Below are 17,917 nucleotides of genomic sequence, written 5' to 3' on the forward strand. Positions count from 1 at the left end.
CCGACCATTCTGCCGCGCCGTGCCTACACGTAGCGGGCGCGTCCGGCGAGCGCACCGGCGGCGATCTGCACGGCGTAGACCGCCAGGAACATCACCCACGGCACCGTCCACCCGTGCGAGACGTCGTGCAGCAGGCCGAACAGGAACGGGCCGGTGCCCGCGATGAGGTAGCCGAGACCCTGCGCCATGCCGGAGAGCTGCGCGGTGTCGTCGGCGTTGCGGGCGCGCAGCGCGATCACGGCGAGCGCCATCGAGAACGCGCTCATGCCGACGCCGATCAGGATGCTCCACAGCACGGGCTGCGCGGCGGGCGCGAGCATCAGGCCCACGGCGCCGATCAGGCCGGTGGCGCCGAGCCCGACGATCCACCACGTCTGGTGCGCGCTGCGGGCGGCCAGCGGCGAGATGACGAGCGACACCGGCACGCCGACCAGCGACGCCAGCCCGACGAGGATGCCGGCGTGCAGCTTCTCGACGCCGTGGTCGATGAACACCTGTGGCAGCCAGCCCATGACGATGTAGGCCATGAACGCCTGCGTGCCGAAGAACAGCGTCACGGTCCAGGCGAGCGGGCTGCGCAGCAGCGAGCGGCGGGCGCCGGACGGGCGGGTGTGCGCGGCCCACGCGCTGCGGTGCCGCCGGGACGCGGGCAGCCAGACGGCCAGCGCGAGGATGGCGACGACGGCCCACGCGGCGAGCGCGGCGCGCCAGCCACCGAGCGGCTCCTCGAGGCCCGGCGTGACGGCCGATCCCAGCGCGCCGCCGCCCTGCAGTGCGGCGGTGTAGATGCCCGTCATCAGTCCGACGCGGGCCGGGAACGAGCCCTTGATGACGACCGGGATGAGTACGTTGACCAGGGCGATGCCCGCGCAGGCGATCAGGGTCGCGCCGATCAGCAGCGACGGGCCGCCGGTGACGCGCAGGCCCAGCCCGACGGCGAGGGCGACCATGGCCGCGGAGATGGTGCGGCCGAGCCCGATGCGCTGCGCCAGCCACGGCGCCGTCAACCCCGCGGCGGCGAAGCACAGCGCGGGCAGCGTGGTGAGCAGGCCCGCCCAGGTGGCCGACGTCGCGAGGTCGGCGCGCATGTCACCGAGAACCGGCGCGACGCTGGTGACCGCGGGCCGCAGGTTGACCGCGGTGAGGACGACGGCCACCGCGAGCAGGGCCCCGCCCGCCACCACCGGCATCCGGTGGGGTTCGTCGAGCGGCGTCGTGTCGGCATGCGGGGTCGTCGTCACCTTGCTAGGGTCTCATAGATCCCATGATTGGTTGAAAGGATGTCCCTGTGCCGTTGAGCACTGCGCGCCGCACGGGCCTCGTCGATCAGGTCATCGACCAGCTCCGCGCCGCGATCACCGCGGGCGAGTGGCCGATCGGCGGACGCATCCCCAACGAGACCGTCCTCGTCGAGACGCTCGGCGTCGGCCGCAACACCGTGCGCGAGGCCGTCCGGGCGCTGGCGCACGCGGGCATCCTCGAGGTACGCCAGGGTGACGGCACCTACGTGCGGGCCACCAGCGAGGTGTCCGGGGCGTTGCGCCGGCTGTGCGGCGCCGAGCTGCGCGACGTGCTCCAGGTGCGTCGTGGGCTGGAGGTCGAAGGCGCGCGTCTCGCGGCGGCGCACCGCACGCCGGCCGACGTCGACGAACTCCGGGCGCTGCTCGGGCGCCGCGACGCGTGTCTGGCGTCCGGTGACACCGACGCCTTCGCGCGCGCCGACGCCGAGTTCCACCTGGCGGTCGTGCGTAGCGCCCACAACCCGATGCTCGCCGAGCTCTACCGCGGGTTGATGGAGGCCATCACCGCGAGCGTCGCCACCACCCACGAGCAGCCGGTCGAGATCGTCGACCACGGGGTGTTGTTCGACCACATCGCCGCCGGGGACGTCGACCGCGCCGCCCGGACCGCCGGCGAGCTGATCGACCGGATCCTCGCCGGGCTGCCCGAAGCTCGCGCCTAGCCGACGCGCCGCTCGGCGCCCGCCCAGAACTGCGCGCGGACCGCTTTCTTGTCCGGCTTGCCCAATGCGGTGACGGGGACGGAGTCCACCACGACCACCTGCTTGGGCGACTGCACCGAACCCTTGCGCTCCTTCACCGACGCCTGGATCTCGGCGGTCATCCGCGCCACCGCGTCGTCGTCGGTCGGGGCGTCGGGGCGCAGCACGACGACGGCGGTGACGGCCTCGCCCCACTTCTCGTCCGGGGTGCCGATGACGCACACCTGTGCGATCGCGGGATGCTCGGCGACGACGTCCTCGACCTCGCGCGGGAAGACGTTGAACCCGCCGGTGACGATCATGTCCTTGGTGCGGTCGACGATGTACCAGAAGCCGTCGGAGTCCTCCCGGGCCAGGTCGCCGGTGTGCATCCAGCCGTCGCGGAACGTCTCGGCGGTGGGCTCGGGAAGCTGCCAGTAGCCACCGGACACCAGCGGACCGGACACGCAGATCTCGCCGACCTCGCCCTGGGGCACCCGCTTGCCGTCCTCGTCGAGCAGCGCCGTGCGGGCGAACAGCGTCGGCTTGCCGCACGACGTCAGCCGCTTCTCGTCGTGGTCCTTCTTCGCCAGGTAGGTGATCACCATCGGCGCCTCGGACTGGCCGTAGTACTGCGCGAAGATCGGGCCGAACCGGCGGATCGCCTCGGCCAGCCGGACCGGATTCATCGCCGAGGCGCCGTAGTACACGGTCTCCAGCGACGACAGGTCGCGGGTGTGGCTGTCCGGGTGATCCATGAGCGCGTAGATCATCGACGGCACCAGCATCGTCGCGGTGATCTTCTGCTCCTCGATCACCCGCAGCACCTCGGCGGGATCGAACTTGGTGAGCACGATCAGCTCGCCGCCCTTGATGATCGTCGGCACGAAGAATGCCGCGCCGGCGTGCGAGAGCGGCGTGCACATGAGGAAGCGCGGGTTCTCCGGCCACTCCCACTCGGCGAGCTGGATCGTCGTCATCGTCGTGATCGACTGCACCGTGCCCATGACGCCCTTGGGCTTGCCCGTGGTGCCGCCGGTGTAGGTCAGCCCGCCGATGTGATCCGGCGGCAGGTCGGCCGCCACCAACGGCTGCGGCTCGTACTTCGCCGCCTCGGCGGCGAGGTCCACCGCCACCCCGGCCAGCGCCTCCGGCACCGGACCGATCGTCAGGATCTGCGTCAGCGACGGCACCTTCTCCAGCAGGCCCAGCGCCCGCTCGGTGAACATCGGGTTCGGGTCGATGATCAACGACGAGACGCCGGCGTCGGACAGCACGTAGGCGTGATCGTCCAGCGAGCCGAGAGGGTGTAGTGCCGTGCGGCGGTACCCCTGGGTCTGCCCGGCGCCGATGATCATCAGCACCTCGGGCCGGTTGAGCGACAGCAGGCCGACCGCCGCGCCGGTGCCCGCGCCGACCGCCTCGAACGCCTGAATGTACTGGCTGATGCGTTCCGCGAGCTGCCCGCCGGTGAGCGTGGTGTCGCCGAGGAAGAGCACCGGCTTGTCCCGGTTCCGCTTCAGCGCGCCGACCGTGAGGTGACCGGAGTGGATGGGGTGCCTCAGCAGGGAGTCGCTCATGGCATCAGATTAGAACGTGTTTCAGTTTGCTTTCAAGGGTGGCCGCGTCGCCGCCGGTGGTTGGATGGACGGGGTGAGCGACCTGCGGACGACGATCCTCGAGCTGGCCCGCGCCCGCGGCCCGGCCAAGACGATCTGCCCGTCCGACGCCGCCCGCGCCATCGGCGGCGACGGCTGGCGCGACCTGATGGACGACGCCCGCGAGACCGCCCGCGACCTCGCCCGCCTCGGCGAGGTCGAGATCACCCAGCGCGGCGACGTCCTCGACCCCGACGCCCCCTGGCGCGGCCCCATCCGGATCCGGATCGCCCGCGCCGATCCCGGCGACTAGCCCCCAGTTGCGCCGAAATGACATTCCCTGCGCTCAAGGCGCTGCTCTGGGCACGGGGAATGTCATTTCGGCGACGGCCTACCGCGCCAGTCGGTCCGCGTCGGCCCGCGCCTTGGCGGCGAGCTTCTCGGCGAGGTCCGCCTTCCACGCGATCTCCTTGCGGATCCACGGGTTGTCGAGCGGGAACTCGTCGGTTTCCGACACCCGCCGCACCTCGAGCTTCACGCCGGGCCCGAGCGGCACCTTGCGCGCCCACTGCTTGGCCTCCTCCTTCGAGGACACCTCGAGGATCCAGAAGCCGTTGAACAGTTCCTTGGCCTCGGTGTAGGGCCCGTCGGTCACCACCGGCGGGTCGGCGTCGAAGTCGACGACGAAGCCCTCCTCCGGTCCGGTCAGGCCTTCGCCGGCCAGCAGCACGCCGGCCTTGATCAGCTCCTCGTTGAACCGGCCCATCGACTCGATCACCTGGTCGAAGTCGATCTCCATCTCGGCCATCAGCGCCTCGGCCCTGGGGTCGACCCGCATGATCAGCATGTACCGCGCCATCGTGATGTCCCTTCCTCCGTGGGCCGCACCATTGTCGTTCGGCGGCCCTCGTGATGACGTCGAACGGCGCACCCCGGATTTCGACACGGGACGCGAGATTCGTAGCAGAATTCCCGACGTGCCCGCTGACCTGGTCGTCTACGGAACCATCCTGACCGTCGACGACGCCAGGCCGACGGCCGAGGCGCTCGCCGCGGTCGACGGGCGCATCGTCGCGGTGGGGTCGCGCTCCGAGGTCGCCGGCCACGTCGGGCCGGACACGGAGGTCCTCGACGTCGCCGACGGGTGCGTGCTGCCCGGCTTCGTCGAGGCGCACGGCCATCCGCTCATGGAGGCGATGGTGCTGTCCGACCGGATCGTCGACATCCGCCCCGTCACGATGCGCGCCGCCACGGACGTGCTGCGGGCGATCGGCAGCGAGGTGGCCGCGCGCGGTGGTGACGGCGCCTACCTCAACGGCTGGGATCCGCTGCTGCAGGAGGGCCTGCCGACGCCGACACTGGCGTGGCTCGACGCCCAGGCGCCCGACACCCCGCTGGTGATCGTCCACAACTCCGGACACAAGGCGTTCTTCAACTCCGCTGCCGCGCGTGCCCGGGGGCTGACGCGCGACACCCCCGATCCGAAGGGGGCGCGCTTCGGTCGCGACGCCGCCGGGGACCTGGACGGCACGGCCGAGGAGTCCAGCGCGGTGTTCGCCCTGCTCGGCGGAGCGATCGACACGGCCGGCTATCCGGGGATGCTGCTGGCCGAGTGCGCCCGGCTGAATCGTGCCGGGCTGACGACGTGCTCGGAGATGGCCTTCGACCCGATGTTCCAGCCGGCCCTCGACGCGCTGCGCGACCGTCTGACGGTGCGGTTGCGCACCTACGAGATGTCGACGCCGGCCATGGCGACCCGGGCGACGCTCGCCAACGGCGACGACGTGGTCAAGCAGGTCGGCATCAAGATCTGGGTCGACGGGTCGCCGTGGATCGGCAACGTCGACCTCACGTTTCCCTACCTGGACACCGACGCCGTGCGGGCGATCGGCGTGACGCCAGGGTCGTGCGGACACGCCAACTACACCCGTGAGCAGTTGACCGAGATCGTGCACGCCTACTACCCGCTCGGCTGGCAGATGGCCTGCCACGTGCAGGGTGATCGTGGCGTCGACACCATCCTCGACGTGTACGCCGACGCGCTGGAGCGCTGGCCGCGCGCCGATCACCGGCTGCGGCTGGAGCACGTCGGGGCCATCACCGACGCGCAGCTGCGCCGCGCCCACGACCTCGGCGTGACGTGCAGCATCTTCGTCGACCAGATCCACTACTGGGGCGACGTGCTGGTCGACGGTCTGTTCGGGCCGGAGCGCGGCTCGCGGTGGATGCCCGCCGGGTCGGCCGTCGCGACCGGCATGCGCATCTCGCTGCACAACGATCCGCCCGTCACGCCGGAGGAACCGCTGCGCAACATCGCCGTCGCGAGCACCCGCACGGCACCCAGCGGCCGGGTGCTCGCCCCGGAGGAACGGCTCACCGTCGAGCAGGCGATCCGCGCGCAGACCCTCGACGCGGCGTGGCAGTTGTTCGCCGACGACGTGATCGGCTCGCTGGAGGTCGGCAAGTACGCCGACCTGGTCGTCCTGTCGGCCGACCCCCGCGCGGTGGCGCCCGAGGACGTCGCCGACCTCGAGGTCCGGGCGACCTATCTGGCGGGTCGGCGGGTTTACGCCAAAGCGGGTTGACAACTGGCGTTGTCATGGCACGCTTCGGAGTCATGTCCGACCAGCCGTCCGCCCCCGCGGAGACCCCCCGCTTCCTCGACGAGCGCACCGCCCACTGGGCCGCGACCACTCCCGACGCCGAGGCCATCACCTATCGCGACCGCACGTGGACGTGGGCGCAGTGGTACGACCGCATCCAACGCCTCGCCGGCGCGCTCGCCGAGCGCGGGATCGGCCGCGGCGACGTCGTCGCGTTCCTGGACAAGAACCATCCCGCCTGCGTCGAAACCACCCTTGCCGCAGCATCTCTGGGCGCCGCGACCGCGATCATCAACTTCCGGCTCGCCGGCGACGAGATGGACTACGTGCTCAACGACTGCGGCGCCACGCTGCTGATCGTCGGCTCGGAACTCAAGGGTGGGATCGAGAAGATCCGCGAGAAGCTGACCCACGTCGAGCACGTCATCGAGGTCACCCCGGACGGGACCACCGAGGACGGCGACCCCGACGAGTACGAGGCCATGCTCGCCGCCGCGGAACCGGTCGGCCGCTCGGCCGACGTCGACCCCGAGGACGTCGCAATCATCATGTACTCCTCGGGCACCACGGGCCGTCCCAAGGGCGTCGCGCTGACCCAGGCCAATCTCATCGAGCACACCGTCAACGCGTTCCAGGGGTGGGAACTCGACCCGGACGACAAGAGCCTGGTGTCCATGCCGCTGTTCCACGTCGGCGGCAGCTCCTACATGCAACTGGGTCTGCACACCGGGATCGCCAGCTACATGACCCGCGACGTCGACGGCGCCCAGCTCGCCGGCGGCATCCTGGCCGGCGCGAACCGGACGTTCCTGGTCCCGGCCGTGCTGGCCAAGGTGCTCGAGTCCGGCCCGGACGCGGTGAAGTTGTTCAGCGCGCTCAAGACCTACGGCTACGGCGCCTCGCCCATGCCGCTGCCCCTGCTGCGGCAGGCGCTCGAGGCGTGGCCCGACACCGACTTCATCCAGGCCTACGGGCTCACCGAGGTCGGCGGCGTCATCAGCCGACTGATGCCCGAGGACCACCGCAGCGGCAACGAGGAGCGCATGGTCAGCGCCGGGACGCTGGTGCCCGGCGCCGAGCTGCGCGTGGTGGACCCCGACACCGGAGAGGACGTGCCGACCGGCGAGCAGGGCGAGCTGTGGTTCCGCACCAAGCAGCTGATGAAGGGCTACCACAACAAGCCCGACGCGACGGCCGAGGCGATCACCTCCGACGGCTGGTTCCGCACCGGCGACATCGGCCGGATCGACGCGGACGGCTTCATCTTCGTCGAGGACCGGCTCAAGGACATGATCATCACCGGCGGTGAGAACGTGTACTCGATCGAGGTGGAGCGCGTGCTCGCCGAGCACCCGGCCGTGGCCGAGGTCGCGGTGATCGGCGTGCCCGACGAGAAGTGGGGCGAGGCGGTCAAGGCCGTCGTGTCACTCGAGGGCGAAGCCAGCGAGTCCGACCTCATCTCGTTCGCCCGTGAGCGTCTCGCCGGCTACAAGTGCCCGAAGACCGTCGACATCGTCGACGAGCTGCCCCGCAACCCCACCGGCAAGATCCTCAAGAAGGACCTCCGCAAGCCGCACTGGGAAGGCCGGGACCGGGCGACCGTCTAGGGCTACCGTCGAAGGATGCCGCCGACGCTCGACGATCTGCTCGACCGGCTGCACGTCGTCGCGCTGCCGATGCGAGTTCGGTTCCGCGACATCGAGGTTCGCGAGGTGGCACTGATCGACGGGCCGTCCGGCTGGGGCGAGTTCGGCGCGTTCGTCGAGTACGCGCCGCCGGAGGCCGCGCACTGGCTGGCCGCCGGAATCGAGGCCGCCTACGGTGCGCCGCCCACCCCGCGCCGCGACCGGATCCCCATCAACGCCACCGTGCCCGCGGTGGACGCCGACCGCGTCCCCGAGGTGCTCGCCCGCTTCCCCGGCGCCCGCACCGCCAAGGTCAAGGTCGCCGAGGCCGGCCAGACGCTCGGCGACGACGTCGCCCGCGTCGAGGCCGTGCGGGCGCTGGTCCCCGCGGTGCGCGTCGACGCCAACGGCGGCTGGACCGTCGAGCAGGCCGTCGCCGCGGCGACGGCGCTCACCGCGGGCGGCCCGCTGGAGTACCTCGAGCAGCCGTGCGCGACGGTGCCCGAACTGGCCGAGGTGCGGCGCCGGGTGAGCGTTCCCGTCGCCGCGGACGAGAGCATCCGCAAGGCCACCGATCCGCTGCGCGTCGTCCGCGAGCGTGCTGCGGACGTCGCGGTGGTGAAGGTGGCGCCGCTGGGCGGGGTGGGCCGCCTGCTCGACGTCGCCGCCCAGATCGACGTGCCCGTCGTGGTGTCGAGCGCGTTGGACACCGCGGTCGGCATGTCGCGCGGCCTGCTCGCCGCCGCCTGTCTGCCGGAGCTGCCGTTCGCCTGCGGCCTCGGCACGGGCAGCCTGTTCGTCGACGACGTCGCCGAGCAGGCTCCCGCCGTCGACGGCACGCTTCCCGTGGCCGCGGTGGCGCCCGAGCCGGCTCGGCTCGCCGCGCTCGCCGCGCCCCCGGACCGACGCCGGTGGTGGATCGACCGCATCGCCGCCTGCCTCCCACTCACGTCCCCGTCACGCGTCTGAGTCACCACCATTCCGAGGAGCGCCCCGTGCAGATCGCCGTCGTGCTGTACCCCCACTTCACCGCGCTGGACTTCATCGGCCCCTACGAGGTGCTGCGCATGCTGCCCGACGTTCGACTGCGCTTCGTGTGGCACGAGACCGGCCCGGTGACCGCCGACTCGGGCGTGCTCCTGGTCGGGGCGACGCACACCTTCGCCGAGACGCCCACCCCGGACGTCATCCTGGTGCCCGGCGGCCCCGGCTCCATGGAGCACGCCCGCGACGAGCGGGTCCTCGAATGGCTGCGCCGGGCGCACCAGACGTCGACCTGGACGACGTCGGTGTGCACGGGCTCGGTGCTGTTGGCTGCCGCCGGTCTGCTCGAGGGCCGGCGCGCGACGACGCACTGGTCGAGCCTGCCGATCCTCCGGACGTTCGGCGTCACCCCCGTCGGCGACGAGCGGATCGTGCGCGAGGGCAAGATCGTCACCGCGGCCGGGGTGTCCGCGGGGCTCGACATGGCGCTGTGGCTGGCCGGCGAGATCGGCGGGGAGGCGCGGGCCAAGGTCGCCCAGCTCGTCATCGAGTACGACCCGCAGCCGCCGTTCGACTCCGGCCACACGTCCAAGGCGTCGGCCGCCACGAAGGCCGGCGCGGCCGCGCTGCTGTCGACCGACATGGCCAAGACCGGCCAGCTCAGCGCCCCGCTGCGGCTGCTGTGGGACCGTGCCGTCGACGTCGCCCGCACCCGGGGCAAGAGGAAGGGGCCGGTAGGGTCGGCCGGGTGAATCTGGCCTACGACGATCGCGGCTCCGGCGACCCCGTCCTGTTCATCGCGGGTCGCGGGGGAGCGGGCCGCACCTGGCACCTGCATCAAGTTCCGGCCTTCCAGCGGGCCGGCTACCGCGTCGTGACGTTCGACAACCGCGGCATCGGCGCCACCGAGACCGCCGAGGGATTCACCACCGCCACCATGGTCGCCGACACGGCGGCGCTCATCGAGAAGCTCGACCTCGCACCCGTGCGCATCGTCAGCGTCTCGATGGGCTCCTACATCGCCCAGGAACTCATGCTGGCCCGCCCCGAGCTGGTGTCCTCGGCCGTGCTGATGGCCACCCGCGGCCGCGAGGACCGCACCCGCGAGTTCAGCCGTGCCGCCGAGCGCGACCTGCACGCCGCCGGCGTCGAACTGCCGCCGTCCTACGACGCGAAACTGCGTCTGCTGGAGAGCTTTTCGCCCAAGACGCTCAACGACGACGCCAAGGTGCGCGACTGGATCGACATGTTCACCATGTGGCCCACCAAGCTGACCCCGGGCCTCAAGGCGCAGATCGACGTCGCCCCGGACGGCAACCGGCTCTCCGCATACCGCAGCATCGCGGCGCCGGTGCTGGTGATCGGCTTCGCTGACGACATCATGCTGCCGCCGCATCTCGGCCGCGAGGTCGCCCAGGCGCTGCCCAACGGCCGCTTCCTGCAGATCCCCGACACCGGTCATCTGGGCTTCATCGAGCGTCCCGAAGCGGTGAACGCCGCCATCCTGGAGTTCTTCGGCTCGGGAGTCTGACCGTCACTCGTGACACCCTGGAGAGATGGTGACGCGATGAACCCGTCGACGGTGCAGGCGCGCGTCGTCGTCGACGAACTCATCCGCGGCGGCGTCCGCGACGTCGTGCTGTGCCCCGGCTCGCGCAACGCACCGCTGGCCTTCGCGCTCGAGGCTGCCGACCGGCAGGGTCGGCTGCGCCTGCACGTCCGCATCGACGAACGCACCGCCGGCTTCCTCGCCGTCGGACTCGCCGCGTCCGCCGGCGCCCCGGTGTGCGTGGCGATGACGTCGGGCACCGCGGTGGCCAACCTGGGTCCGGCCGTCGTCGAGGCCAACTACGCCCGGGTGCCGCTCATCGTGCTGAGCGCCAACCGGCCCTACGAGATGCTCGGCACCGGCGCCAATCAGACGATGGAGCAACTCGGCTACTTCGGCTCACAGGTCCGCGCCATGATCAACCTGGGCCTGGCGCCCGATCTCGACAGTGCCGACCTCGACGGGCTGAACGCGACGTGGCGCTCGGCGACCTGCCGCGTCCTGGTCGCCGCCACCGGGGCGCGCACCGCCAACGCCGGCCCCGTGCAATTCGACATCCCGCTGCGCGAACCGCTGGTGCCCGACGCCGAGTCCGGCGACGCGGCGATCCCGGCGGGCCGCCCCGACGGTCACCCCTGGACCCAAACCCCACCCGTCACGTTCGACCAGCCGCTCGACATCGACCTCACCCCGGACACCGTGGTCATCGCCGGCCACGGCGCCGGCGTGCACCCCAACCTCGCGGGGCTGCCGACCGTCGCCGAGCCGACCGCCCCGCCGGCGGCCACGCCGCTGCACCCGCTGGCGCTGCCGCTGCTCGCGCCGCGGCAGGTCATCATGCTGGGCCGGCCGACGCTGCACCGCCCGGTGTCCGCGCTGCTGGCCGACCCGAGCGTGCCGGTGTTCGCGCTCACCACGGGCCCGCGCTGGCCCGACGTCTCGGGCAATTCGCAGGCCACCGGCACCCGTGCGGTCACGCACGGCACCCCCGACCCGGCGTGGTTGCGTCGCTGCGCCGAGGCCAACGCCGCCGCCGTCGCCACGGTCCGCGAGCAGCTCGCCACCCACCCGCTCACCACGGGACTGCACGTCGCGGCGGCCGTCGTCGACGGGCTGCGCGACGGCGACCAGTTGGTGCTCGGCGCATCCAACCCGGTGCGCGACGCGTCGCTCGTCGGGTTCGACGGCCGCGGCGTCACCGTCCGCTCCAACCGCGGCGTCGCCGGCATCGACGGCACCGTGTCGACCGCCATCGGTGCCGCGCTCGCCCACGATCGCACCGGGGGCCGCACCGTCGCGCTGATCGGCGACCTGACGTTCCTGCACGACAGCTCGGGTCTGCTGATCGGACCCACCGAACCCCGCCCGGCGAGCCTGACCATCGTGGTATCGAACGACAACGGCGGCGGCATCTTCGAACTGCTCGAGCAGGGCGACCCGCGGTTCTCCGACGTCTCGGCCCGGATCTTCGGCACCCCGCACGACGTCGACGTCGCCGCGCTGTGCCGCGCCTATCACGTCGAGGCTCGCGCGGTGGAGGCCGATCAGCTGGCCGACGTGCTCGCCGAGCCGTTCGACGGGATGCGCGTGCTGGAGGTGAAGGCCGACCGGTCGTCGCTGCGCGGGCTGCACGCGGCGATCCGCGCCGCGCTGCGCGAGGCCCCGTGATCCAGACGGTCACACAGGCGGTTCTGCGGGTGCGGCGCGCGCTCATCCCGCACCTCACCGGCGAACCGGGGGAGACGCGGCGGCAGCGGGCGATCCGCTACGCGCGCGTCGCGGTGGTGATCTTCGCCGCGCTGGTGACGTTGCAGTCGGTGCTGCTCGTCGCCGGGGCGTGGCGCAACGACCGGCAGATCGAGCGCCACATGGGCGTGGCCGAAGCCGAAGTGCTCGACGCCGGTCCGCGCCGGTCGACCATCGAGTTCGTCACCCCCGACCGGATCACCTACCGCCCGGAACTCGGCGTGCTGTACCCGTCGGAGCTGGACACCGGGATGCGGATCTACGTCGAGTACGACCGCAACGATCCCGACGTCGTCCGCGTCCAGGACCGCAACGCGCTGCTGGCGGTGATCCCGGCCGGCTCGATCGCGGTGCTCGGCTGGCTGGTCGCCGGCGCACTGCTGGCCGGACTGGCGCTGCTGCAGCGCCGGATCGACGCTCAGGAGGACATCAGCGAGGTCAGCCAGGCGTCGTCGTAGACGTCGAGCTTCTCGTCGTGGGTCAGGTCGTACACCGTGGGCGTACCGGGCTCGACCGGGTCGATGTCGTAGAGGAAGCCGAAGTTCGCATCCGAGGCGCCGGCGGCGTCGAACGCCATCGCGCCCTCGGCGATCCGCCGAACCTGCGGCACGGGAATGCCCGCGGCGCGAGCCAGGTCCGCCATCTCGGTGGGCGTCGCCGCGGCGCCCCGGTGAGTCCACAGCGCGGTGACGAACCGCTGGAACTGCGGACCGGCGGTCGCGGGCGCGTCGCCGTCCCCGGGGCTCGCCGCCTCGACCATCGCGTTGACCACGGCGGCGGAGTACGTGGCGGGCGGGGTGTCGAGGAACGTCAGCGGGCGGTAGGTGACGGCCAACTGGCCGGTCGCGATGTAGTGCGCGAGCTGGTCGCCGAAGTCGGCCTGCAGGTCGGCGCAGTGGCGGCACTGCGGCTCGGTGTAGATCTCGACCTCGACCGGCGCGTCGTCGAAGCCGGCGCGGATGCCGTAGCCGTCGTCGGTGAATGCGACCGGCGCCCGGAGCGGGTCCGGTCGGGCGAGGCCCTCGACGGCGCGGCTGCAGCCGGTCAGCGCGAGGAGGAGGGTCGCGATGGCGAGCAGCGGACCGATCCGGCGCATCGAGTCCTCCTTCGGTCAATGCCCAGTATGGCGAGCGCATGCAGACTTCGCGTCGCGTATCCCTCGGCGCAACCTGCCGGACAGGCTCGGCTGAGACTCTTCTCGGCGTGCGCGTTGCCATCGTCGCCGAGAGCTTCCTGCCCAACGTCAACGGCGTGACCAACTCGGTGCTCCGGGTGATCGAACACCTCCGCCGCACGGGTCACGAGGTCATGGTCATCGCCCCGGACACCCCGCGCGGGCAGGAGCCCGCCGACCGCGTGCACGACGGTGTCCGCGTACACCGCGTACCGTCGCGGATGTTCCCCGGCGTGACGTCGCTGCCGCTCGGGCTGCCGGGACCGCGGATGGTCGGCGTACTCCGCGACTTCGACCCCGACATCGTGCATCTCGCATCGCCCGCGCTGCTCGGCTGGGGCGGCGTCCACGCCGCTCGTTATCTCGACATCCCCACCGTGGCCGTGTTCCAGACCGACGTCGCCGGCTTCGCCGAGAGCTACGGCATCGGCGTCCTGTCGCGCGCGTCGTGGGCGTGGACCCGGCGGCTGCACGGCAAGGCCGACCGCACGCTCGCGCCGTCGACCGCGGCGATGGAGGACCTCGTCGCGCACCGCATCCCGCGGGTGCACCACTGGGGTCGCGGCGTGGACGTCACCGGCTTCGTGCCGTCGGCCCGCGACGACGCGCTGCGGGCGCGCTGGTCGCCCGATGGCAGGCCGGTGGTCGGCTTCGTCGGCCGGTTGGCGCCGGAGAAGCACGTCGAACGGCTCGCCGTTCTGGAGAAGCGTGGCGACGTGAAGCTGGTCGTGGTCGGCGACGGCGTCGACCAGGCCAAGCTGCGTGCGCTCATGCCGTCGGCGGTGTTCACCGGTGCGCTGTACGGCGCCGAGTTGGCTGCTGCCTACGCCAGCATGGACGTGTTCGTGCACCCCGGGGAGCACGAGACGTTCTGCCAGGCCGTGCAGGAGGCGATGGCATCCGGGCTGCCGGTCATCGCGCCCAACGCCGGCGGCCCTCGGGACCTGGTGACGCCCATGCACACCGGGCTGCTGCTCGGGGTCGACGAGTTCGAGGCCAAGCTGCCCGGCGCGGTGGCGCACCTGCTCGCCGAGCGGCAGCGCTACTCGGTTGCCGCGCGCCGCAGCGTGCTAGGCCGTACCTGGCCCGCAGTCTGCGCCCAGCTCGTCGAGCACTACGACTCGGTTCTCGGCCTCCGCGGCGCCAAGGCCGCCTAGGTCCCGGGCGCCCGGCGGCTACTGGCCCCGTCGCCCCGGAACGCCCCTCGCCCCGGCACGCCCGTCGGCCCGGCACGCCTGTCGGCCCCTGCGGCCGCCGCGGCCCGGGGACGGCGATCTCGGTTGCCCGCCTCTGCGCGACAACTCGCGACAATCGCGGTGCCTGCGATGTCGCGTCGCCTCGGCGGCCGCGGAAACTCGATTGCGGTTGCCCGCCTCCGCGCGACAATTCGCGACAACCGGTGTGCGCGCGACGTCGCGTCGCCTCGGCGGCCGCGTGGACGTCGATTGCGGTTGTCCGCCTCTGCGCGACAATTCGCGACAATCGCGGTGCGCGCGACGTCGCGTCGCCTCGGCGGCCGCCGGGAACTCGATTGCGGTTGCCCGCCTCTGCGCGACAATTCGCAATAATCGGGGTGCCTGCGACGTTGCGTCGCCTCGGCGGCCGCCGAGAACTCGATTGCGGTTGCCCGCCTCCGCACGACAATTCGCGACACCGCATCCGCCGGCCGCCCCGTTGTCGCTACTTGTCGCTACAAGGTGGGCAACCGAGATTTAACGTCGTCGGCTCGGCTCGGCTCGGCTCGGCTCGGCTCGGCTCGGCTTGGCTCGGCTCGGCCGTACCCGGCCCATACTCCCGCGGGCGGCCCGGATCGGGATCCCCCAGGGGCCCCGGCCACCCCTTTGTCGCGACTTGTCGCTCAAAGGTGGGCATTCGAGATGCACTGTCGTCCTGCTCGGCGCACCCGACCCGCATCCCGCGTGCGGGCCCGGACCAGCACCCCCGGCCACCCCTTTGTCGCGACTTGTCGTCCAGAGGTGGGCATTCGAGATTCACCCCTGACCGGCTCGGCTCGGCCGCACCCGACCCGCATCCCGCGTGCGGGCCCGGACCAGCACCCCCGGCCACCCCCTTGTCGCGACTTGTCGCTCAGAGGTGGGCACTCGAGATCCACTCCCGTCCGGGCTGAGGCCGCTGCCGCTCACGAATAATCGCGGAACGTCATGACGAAGCCGACGAGGGCCAGCACGACCGCGGCGACGTAGATGACCACCGACAGCCACACCTGCTGCACCGACGATGCCCACCAGCACGACAGGAAGGCGATTGCCAGCAGGCACGCGCCGTAGAACGGCGTGCGCTGCGGATGGTCGCCGCGCGCCACGTGGCTAACCCTGGGCCAACTCGGCGACGGGCTGCCACTCCTCCCACGTCGCGAGCCGGTTCTCGTAGTCGGCCTTCGCGAGGGACAGCGGCAACGCACCGAAGAACACGCGCAGCGGCGGCTGCTCGGCATCGACGACGCGGAGGATGGCCCGAGCCGACGCCTTCGGATCACCCGGCGTCGCCGACCGCTGCGAACGGGCCTTCTCGGCGGCCTCGTGCACCTCTGCGTACTCGGGCAACGGCGTCGCGCGCTTCGCCGACGGGCCGGCCCAGTCGGTGGAGAAGCCGCCCGGCTCGATCAGCGTGACGTGGATGCCGAACGACTCGACCTCCTGCGCCAGCGCCTGCGAGAAGCCCTCGAGCGCCCACTTCGACGCGTGGTAGATCCCGACGTTCTGGAACGCCGTGATGCCGCCGATCGACGACACCTGGATGATGTGCCCGCTGCGCTGCGCCCGCAGGAACGGCAGCGCCGCCTGCGTCACCCAGAGCGCACCGAAGACGTTGGTCTCGATCTGCGCTCGCGCCTCGTCCTCGGTCAGTTCCTCGATGAAGCCAAACTGGCCGTAGCCCGCGTTGTTCACCACGACGTCGAGCCGCCCGAAGTGTTCGTGCGCCTGCGCGACGGCCGCGAAGTCCGCGGCCCGGTCGTCGACGTTCAGGCCGAGCGGCAGGATCGCGTCGCCGTAGGTGGCCACCAGGTCATCCAGCGCGGAGACGTCACGCGCGGTCGCGGCCACCTTGTCGCCGCGCTCCAGCGCCGCGATCGCCCACTCCCGGCCGAAGCCCTTCGAACTGCCGGTGATGAACCAGACCTTCTCCGCCATGTCTCTCCTCGTGTCGTTCAGGTTCCTCGCGGTTCCAACGTCGTCGAGGAGCACAACGCGGTCGGGTACCACCCATTCCCGTCATCCCACGATTCACAGGTAGCGTTTACCGGGTGAGCCGGGCGTCGTTGGAGAAGGACCCGCACGAGGTCGCGTCGATGTTCGACGCCGTCGCCAAGCGGTACGACGTCACCAACACCGTGCTGTCGCTCGGTCAGGACCGCTCCTGGCGCCGCGCCACCCGCGCCGCGCTGAACATCGGACCCGGCGATCGCGTCCTCGACCTCGCGGCGGGCACCGCGGTCTCCACGGTCGAACTCGCGAAGTCCGGCGCGTGGTGCACCGCCTGTGACTTCTCCGTCGGCATGCTGAAGGCCGGCGCCGAACGCGACGTGCCGAAGACCGCGGGCGATGCGACCCGGCTGCCGTTCGCCGACGGCGTCTTCGACGCGGTGACCATCAGCTTCGGCCTGCGCAACGTCAACCCGCACCTCGACGGCCTGCGCGAGATGGCACGCGTGACGCGGCCCGGCGGTCGGCTGGTGGTCTGCGAATTCTCGACGCCGACCAACCGGCCGTTCGCCGTGGTCTACAAGGAGTACTTGATGCAGGCCCTGCCGCGAATGGCCGCGGTGGTGTCGAGCGACCCCGAGTCCTACCAGTACCTTGCCGAGTCGATCCGGGCGTGGCCCACGCAAGCCGAACTCGCGCAACGCATTTCGCAGGCCGGGTGGTCCGACGTCCGGTGGCGGAACCTCACCGGCGGCATCGTGGCGTTGCACGCCGCGGTGAAGCCTCGCTGACGGATCGCCAAATCGGGCGCGAGCGAATACCTTTCGCTTTTCGAAGCAGTTCGCTCACCGGTTCAGTTCACCTTCGGTGGGTAGTCTCCGGTGTCTCGGCGGTGAACAGGTGGTGAACCGCAGCGGCAGGCGAGGTGGACGTCATGGACATACTGCGAAATGCGACCCGTGCGGTCGTGCGAACGGCGGAGGCGACGCTGGCCACGGCGGGCGCCGTCGGCGGCGCCGCCATCAACGGCGTGGCCGGGGGTGTGCGGGGCACGGTCACCGGCGTCAAGGACGGCCTGGGCACCGGGAGCCGCTCCACCCCGGCCGCGGTGCTGACGATTGCGGCGATCGGCGCCACCGGTCTGATCGAGTGGCCGCTGGTGCTCGGCGTCGGCGGCACGGCCCTATTCCTGCACCGACTCAACCAGCGCGGCGGTGTCGCCGAGCCGCCGCGACTGGCGGCAGTGCCCGATGACGGCGGCACCACCGCGCCACCGCGCAGCACGGCGACCGGCACGTCTGCAGCAGCAGCGACGTCGAACTCCGCCAAAACGCCGCCGGCGAAGAAGGCGACACGCACGACGGCCCGCAAGGCCACCAAGACCGCAGGCAAGGCCGCGCCGCGCAAGAACACCACCACGACCGCAGGCAAGGCCGCGCCGCGCAAGACCACGGCACGACGATCTCCGGGCACGTCCTAGTGGGCCTTTTCGG

General features: G+C 71.7%; 18 protein-coding genes. 12 read left to right on the top strand and 6 right to left on the bottom strand.

Translation table 11 applies throughout. From position 1 onward, the window contains the following. Nucleotides 1–23 precede the first annotated feature (23 nt). Nucleotides 24–1,190 (bottom strand): CynX/NimT family MFS transporter, encoded by a 1,167-nt coding sequence (locus FZ046_RS10140; RefSeq protein WP_070353605.1) that lies wholly within the window; start codon nucleotides 1,188–1,190, stop codon nucleotides 24–26. Between the two features lie 98 nt (nucleotides 1,191–1,288). On the opposite strand from FZ046_RS10140, the gene FZ046_RS10145 reads away from it, so the two are divergent. Continuing rightward, on the top strand, nucleotides 1,289–1,963 hold the full coding sequence (locus FZ046_RS10145; protein WP_070353568.1) for a FadR/GntR family transcriptional regulator: 675 nt from the start codon (nucleotides 1,289–1,291) through the stop codon (nucleotides 1,961–1,963). Here FZ046_RS10145 and fadD8 read toward each other — a convergent pair. Further along, nucleotides 1,960–3,561 (bottom strand): fatty-acid--CoA ligase FadD8, encoded by a 1,602-nt coding sequence (gene fadD8, locus FZ046_RS10150; RefSeq protein WP_070353569.1) that lies wholly within the window; start codon nucleotides 3,559–3,561, stop codon nucleotides 1,960–1,962. The genes FZ046_RS10145 and fadD8 overlap by 4 nt on opposite strands. Before the next feature lie 64 nt (nucleotides 3,562–3,625). Here fadD8 and FZ046_RS10155 point away from each other — a divergent pair, with 64 nt between their 5' ends. Then, entirely contained in the window at nucleotides 3,626–3,892 is a 267-nt protein-coding gene (locus FZ046_RS10155) for a DUF3253 domain-containing protein (protein WP_083298269.1), read from the top strand. Between the two features lie 78 nt (nucleotides 3,893–3,970). Here FZ046_RS10155 and FZ046_RS10160 read toward each other — a convergent pair whose 3' ends face one another. Then, the gene (locus tag FZ046_RS10160; RefSeq protein WP_070353570.1) at nucleotides 3,971–4,438 is read right to left on the bottom strand and encodes a YciI family protein; all 468 of its coding nucleotides are present in this window, start codon (nucleotides 4,436–4,438) and stop codon (nucleotides 3,971–3,973) included. A gap of 118 nt (nucleotides 4,439–4,556) precedes the next feature. Between FZ046_RS10160 and FZ046_RS10165 the strand changes: the two genes are divergently transcribed. From FZ046_RS10165 to FZ046_RS10195, 7 genes are read left to right on the top strand one after another with little or no spacing between them, the layout of a single operon-like run. Further along, complete coding sequence (locus tag FZ046_RS10165) at nucleotides 4,557–6,164, top strand: amidohydrolase (RefSeq protein WP_070353571.1); 1,608 nt, start codon at nucleotides 4,557–4,559, stop codon at nucleotides 6,162–6,164. 32 nt (nucleotides 6,165–6,196) lie between these two features. Further along, a complete protein-coding gene (locus FZ046_RS10170) occupies nucleotides 6,197–7,789 on the top strand; it encodes a long-chain-fatty-acid--CoA ligase (RefSeq protein WP_070353607.1) in 1,593 nt (530 codons plus the stop codon). A 15-nt stretch (nucleotides 7,790–7,804) separates the two neighbouring features. Continuing rightward, nucleotides 7,805–8,776: an o-succinylbenzoate synthase gene (locus tag FZ046_RS10175; protein ID WP_070353572.1), complete on the top strand. Its 972-nt coding sequence runs from the start codon at nucleotides 7,805–7,807 to the stop codon at nucleotides 8,774–8,776. A 26-nt stretch (nucleotides 8,777–8,802) separates the two neighbouring features. Beyond that, complete coding sequence (locus FZ046_RS10180) at nucleotides 8,803–9,543, top strand: DJ-1/PfpI family protein (RefSeq protein ID WP_070353573.1); 741 nt, start codon at nucleotides 8,803–8,805, stop codon at nucleotides 9,541–9,543. Beyond that, complete coding sequence (locus FZ046_RS10185) at nucleotides 9,540–10,322, top strand: alpha/beta fold hydrolase (RefSeq protein ID WP_070353574.1); 783 nt, start codon at nucleotides 9,540–9,542, stop codon at nucleotides 10,320–10,322. The genes FZ046_RS10180 and FZ046_RS10185 overlap by 4 nt, the downstream gene beginning before the upstream one ends. Nucleotides 10,323–10,358: 36 nt before the next feature. Then, nucleotides 10,359–12,008, top strand: coding sequence for a 2-succinyl-5-enolpyruvyl-6-hydroxy-3-cyclohexene-1-carboxylic-acid synthase (gene menD / locus FZ046_RS10190; protein ID WP_070353575.1), 1,650 nt, complete (start codon nucleotides 10,359–10,361; stop codon nucleotides 12,006–12,008). 29 nt (nucleotides 12,009–12,037) lie between these two features. Next, nucleotides 12,038–12,544 carry a DUF3592 domain-containing protein gene (locus tag FZ046_RS10195; protein WP_246182956.1) on the top strand — a complete coding sequence of 169 codons (507 nt, stop codon included), beginning with the start codon at nucleotides 12,038–12,040 and terminating at the stop codon, nucleotides 12,542–12,544. Here the strand turns inward: FZ046_RS10195 and FZ046_RS10200 are convergent. Continuing rightward, nucleotides 12,505–13,182, bottom strand: coding sequence for a DsbA family protein (locus FZ046_RS10200; protein WP_070353576.1), 678 nt, complete (start codon nucleotides 13,180–13,182; stop codon nucleotides 12,505–12,507). The genes FZ046_RS10195 and FZ046_RS10200 overlap by 40 nt on opposite strands. A 107-nt stretch (nucleotides 13,183–13,289) precedes the next feature. Between FZ046_RS10200 and FZ046_RS10205 the strand changes: the two genes are divergently transcribed. After that, nucleotides 13,290–14,417, top strand: coding sequence for a glycosyltransferase family 4 protein (locus FZ046_RS10205; RefSeq protein WP_070353577.1), 1,128 nt, complete (start codon nucleotides 13,290–13,292; stop codon nucleotides 14,415–14,417). Between the two features lie 983 nt (nucleotides 14,418–15,400). Here the strand turns inward: FZ046_RS10205 and FZ046_RS10210 are convergent. Next, a complete protein-coding gene (locus tag FZ046_RS10210; protein WP_070353578.1) occupies nucleotides 15,401–15,583 on the bottom strand; it encodes a hypothetical protein in 183 nt (60 codons plus the stop codon). 4 nt (nucleotides 15,584–15,587) lie between these two features. After that, nucleotides 15,588–16,412, bottom strand: a complete 825-nt coding sequence (locus FZ046_RS10215; protein ID WP_070353579.1) for an SDR family oxidoreductase — start codon at nucleotides 16,410–16,412, stop codon at nucleotides 15,588–15,590. Nucleotides 16,413–16,525: 113 nt separating this feature from the next. On the opposite strand from FZ046_RS10215, the gene FZ046_RS10220 reads away from it, so the two are divergent. Both FZ046_RS10220 and FZ046_RS10225 read left to right on the top strand, forming a co-directional pair. Then, complete coding sequence (locus tag FZ046_RS10220) at nucleotides 16,526–17,215, top strand: demethylmenaquinone methyltransferase (RefSeq protein ID WP_070353580.1); 690 nt, start codon at nucleotides 16,526–16,528, stop codon at nucleotides 17,213–17,215. 143 nt (nucleotides 17,216–17,358) lie between these two features. Next, nucleotides 17,359–17,904 carry a hypothetical protein gene (locus FZ046_RS10225; RefSeq protein WP_070353609.1) on the top strand — a complete coding sequence of 182 codons (546 nt, stop codon included), beginning with the start codon at nucleotides 17,359–17,361 and terminating at the stop codon, nucleotides 17,902–17,904. Nucleotides 17,905–17,917 lie beyond the last annotated feature (13 nt).

Origin of the sequence: Mycolicibacterium grossiae (assembly GCF_008329645.1) — a bacterium.
In the GTDB taxonomy this organism is placed as follows: domain Bacteria; phylum Actinomycetota; class Actinomycetes; order Mycobacteriales; family Mycobacteriaceae; genus Mycobacterium; species Mycobacterium grossiae.

Bases quoted from the DNA above. Each gene is read 5' to 3' on its own strand.
- FZ046_RS10140 (WP_070353605.1), bottom strand. From the start codon at position 1,190: ATGCCGGTGGTGGCGGGCGGGGCCCTGCTCGCGGTGGCCGTCGTCCTC.
- fadD8 (WP_070353569.1), bottom strand. From the start codon at position 3,561: ATGAGCGACTCCCTGCTGAGGCACCCCATCCACTCCGGTCACCTCACG.
- FZ046_RS10155 (WP_083298269.1), top strand. From the start codon at position 3,626: ATGGACGGGGTGAGCGACCTGCGGACGACGATCCTCGAGCTGGCCCGC.
- FZ046_RS10160 (WP_070353570.1), bottom strand. From the start codon at position 4,438: ATGGCGCGGTACATGCTGATCATGCGGGTCGACCCCAGGGCCGAGGCG.
- FZ046_RS10170 (WP_070353607.1), top strand. From the start codon at position 6,197: ATGTCCGACCAGCCGTCCGCCCCCGCGGAGACCCCCCGCTTCCTCGAC.
- FZ046_RS10175 (WP_070353572.1), top strand. From the start codon at position 7,805: ATGCCGCCGACGCTCGACGATCTGCTCGACCGGCTGCACGTCGTCGCG.
- menD (WP_070353575.1), top strand. From the start codon at position 10,359: ATGAACCCGTCGACGGTGCAGGCGCGCGTCGTCGTCGACGAACTCATC.
- FZ046_RS10200 (WP_070353576.1), bottom strand. From the start codon at position 13,182: ATGCGCCGGATCGGTCCGCTGCTCGCCATCGCGACCCTCCTCCTCGCG.
- FZ046_RS10215 (WP_070353579.1), bottom strand. From the start codon at position 16,412: ATGGCGGAGAAGGTCTGGTTCATCACCGGCAGTTCGAAGGGCTTCGGC.
- FZ046_RS10225 (WP_070353609.1), top strand. From the start codon at position 17,359: ATGGACATACTGCGAAATGCGACCCGTGCGGTCGTGCGAACGGCGGAG.